The following is a 3,201-nucleotide window of genomic DNA, read 5'->3' as shown; positions in this document are numbered from 1 at the left end:
TCGCCGATCCGCGCTACACGTATGGCCAGTTCGACAACGGCGACACGGTGTCACCGGCACTGCGCCGCTTCTACGCGGTCAGCGCCCGCTCCGACCTGACGGCCACCGTGAACCCGTTCGATGCGAAAGGACCCGTCCACGCCTTCGCCCGTGACTGTGGGCTGATCTCGGCGCGTCCGGTCACGACCACGCATGCCAACTTCAAGGTACAGGCGGATTACTCCCGGCAGCAGCGCATCATCACCAGCGCGTTCCGGTGGGCCTTGCGGCTGCTGGGGCCTGACCGCTACTTCAACCTCATGCGCTACCTGGCGCACTACTCATCCCTGCTGAACCAGGGTGACCTGCTGCGCAAGTGACCGCGAGGCCGATTTCACGCCATGAAAGACCTGCTCGAGCTGATCGTCTTCGACACCCCGTTTGCCTGGACGCTCCTGGCAATCACGGTCGTGGCCATCGTCGTCATGCCCAAGCTCTTCGGGGTGAAGCTGCTGAACGGCCTGCTGTTTGCTCAGGTCACGCTGTTCTTCAACGCATCGACCGTCATCGCAGGATTGAGCACGGAGGCTGTCGCACCCGAACGCGGAGTCCACTTTTTCGCTGTCGAGTTTGCATTCCTGGCTGCAACGTATGCGGTCTACGCCCGCCTGCTGCGACACCGAGCCCAGATCCTCGCCGCACTGAACAGATTCTTCGACGGTCCGGCTGTAGGGGCGTTCGTCGGGTTCATCGTGCTGATCGCCATCTTCAACTTCCTGGCCACCCCCACCGACGGCGGTTCGCGCATCGAGTACATGACCGGCGCTTGGTTCTCCTTGGTGAAGCCRTTCATCCAGCTGGCCACCCCAATGTCGTACCTGGGCGTGTTCATCCTGCTGCTGAATCCGAGACGGCGTCGGCTGGGCTATGTGCTGCTGGTCACCACGGTCGCCGGCAACGTCCTGACGGGATCGAAGGCATCCTTCGCATTCAGCCTGTTCACCGCCTTCCTGGCACTGCGGGACTTGTCCATCGCGCCGCGGATGCGGATCCGCGCCAATGACAAGCTGAAACTGTCGGTGTTCGTAGGGGGGATGGTCGTGCTGGCCCTGACACGACTGGACGTATCAGCCGGCGACGTGTCGGACCGGTTCTTCCTCTTCGGCGAGGCCACGATCCTGACCYATTTCGTCGAGAAGCCGACGGCAGCCTGCGAGAACGTGTCAACCTTCGCCAGCATGCACCGCGGCTGGGCCCGTCTTGCTGGCGACCCTTCGGCCAACAACATCGACACCTTGTTCGGCTTCGCACTGATGATCGAAGCCGTCGGCGTCAACCCCTTCACCGGCCCGAACGCGCGGCTGTCAGCCTATGCGCTGTGCAATTTCCCCGACCAGCGCATCCTGCTTTGCGCCATCGTGGTTCTGGCCTACCTCGGCCTGCTGCTCGCGGTGTTCCGGCGCGCACTGCCACGCCCCACGCACCTGGCCATCTTCTACCCGTTCTTCCTGGTGTCCCTCGCTGGCGCGTCCCAGGACTTCAACCTGATCATGCAGGACATCACCATCTACGTCCTGCTGCTGCTCACCACCATCCCGCTCTACGGAGCCACCACCAGGCGCCAACTTGGATAAGTACCTCCTCTCCCTCGTCATCGCGGCCAAGGATCCGCCGGCGGCGCCCTTCGCGCTGTGCCTGGCGTCCTTCTCCGCCCTGGCCCACGCGCACCGCATCCAGCTCGTCCTCGTGGAGAGCGGCGAGCCGGCGAAGCTCGAACCGGCCGCCCTCGCCGCCTTCGCCGACGTGAAGCGCCTGCAGGTCCCGGCCGAAGGCGTCTATGCCGCCTACAACGCCGGCATAGGCGCGGCCGAGGGCACCTACCTGCTCTTCTTCGGCATCGACGACATCGCGCTGCCGGGCATGGACGGCGCCATCGCCCACCTCGCGGCGGCGGCCCAGCCCTACCACCTCTACGCCGCGACCTGCTACATGCAGGCCACCGGCGTGCAGCGCCCATCGACGCGGCGCACCGCGCTCATCTTCGCCAACTGGTGCCACCAGGGCATCTTCTACCGCCGCACCCACCTGCTCGAGCACCGCTACGACGTGCGCTACCGGATGCAGGCGGACCACAAGCTGAACATCGACATCGTCTCCGACCACGCGCTGCGCTTCGGGGTGTCGCAGGAGATGGTCGCGTACTTCTCCGCCGGCGGCATCTCCTCGGTGCGCCCCGACCTGGTGTTCCGCAAGGATTTTCCCGCCATCGTCGCCGCCGCCTACGGCAAACCCTGGGGCTGGCTGGTCCGGGCAAAGCAGCTCCTGATCGACCTGCTGCTCGGGGCGCCCGAGAAGCGCTTCATGCCGCGCGACAAGCTCTGACCTGCGAGCCAACCCACACGACCACGACCCATGCAAAAGATCCTCATCACCGGCGGCCTCGGCTTCATCGGCACCACCCTCGCGCGCCGGCTGCTGTCCGCGGGCCATGACGTCACGCTGCTCGACCCGCTGTCGACGCAGATCCACGGCGACCTGCCCAACGTGCAGGTCCCGGACGGCGCCCGCTTCGTCCGTCTCGACGTGCGCGACATTGCCGAGAATGCACAGCTGCTGGAAGGCGTGGACAGCGTCTACCACCTCGCCGCCGAAACCGGTACCGCGCAGTCGATGTACCAGATCCGCCACTACGTCGGCGTGAACGAGCTGGGGACGGCAGCCCTGTTCGAGGCCATCGCCAAGTGCACGCGCCGGCCGACGCGCCTGGTGCTGGCTTCCAGCCGCAGCATCTACGGCGAAGGGGCCTACCGCAGCGATGCGCAGCCCGGCGTCGTGCTGCAGCCCGAGACGCGCGGCAAGGAGCAACTCGCCCAGGCGCGCTGGGAACTCACCGACGATGCAGGCCGCGCGCTGCACGCGATCCCCACGCCGGAGACGCTGCCGCCGGCCCCCGGCTCGGTGTACGCGGCCACCAAGATGGCGCAGGAGATGCTCGTGCGCACCGCCTCGCTGTCCGTCGGCCTGAAGACCACGATCCTGCGCTTCCAGAACGTCTACGGCGAAGGCCAGTCTCTGCGCAATCCGTACACCGGCATCATCTCCATCTTCTTCAACCGCATCCGCCAGGGCCTGGACATCCCGATCTACGAAGACGGCCACGAGTCGCGCGACTTCGTGCACGTCGACGACGTGGTGCACGCACTGCATCGTTCGATCGAGGCC

General features: G+C 66.0%; 3 protein-coding genes and 1 pseudogene. All 4 read left to right on the top strand.

Annotated elements, in window-relative coordinates; genetic code table 11:
- Window positions 1–359: pseudogene (locus AC1D12_RS29070) on the top strand (glycosyl transferase); the annotation flags it as partial.
- Window positions 360–380: 21 nt separating this feature from the next.
- Window positions 381–1,613, top strand: coding sequence for a hypothetical protein (locus AC1D12_RS29065; protein WP_477844623.1), 1,233 nt, complete (start codon window positions 381–383; stop codon window positions 1,611–1,613).
- Window positions 1,606–2,361, top strand: coding sequence for a glycosyltransferase family 2 protein (locus tag AC1D12_RS29060; RefSeq protein WP_477844621.1), 756 nt, complete (start codon window positions 1,606–1,608; stop codon window positions 2,359–2,361). Before AC1D12_RS29065 ends, AC1D12_RS29060 begins: the two co-directional genes overlap by 8 nt.
- A 30-nt stretch (window positions 2,362–2,391) precedes the next feature.
- Window positions 2,392–3,201, top strand: an 810-nt coding sequence (locus AC1D12_RS29055) for an NAD-dependent epimerase/dehydratase family protein (RefSeq protein ID WP_477844619.1), incomplete at its 3' end; no start/stop codon positions are given.

This window comes from Rhizobacter sp. P1_G5, assembly GCF_056405435.1.
Note: the sequence above shows the minus strand (reverse complement) of the source record. Positions and strands in the feature narration are given on the sequence as shown.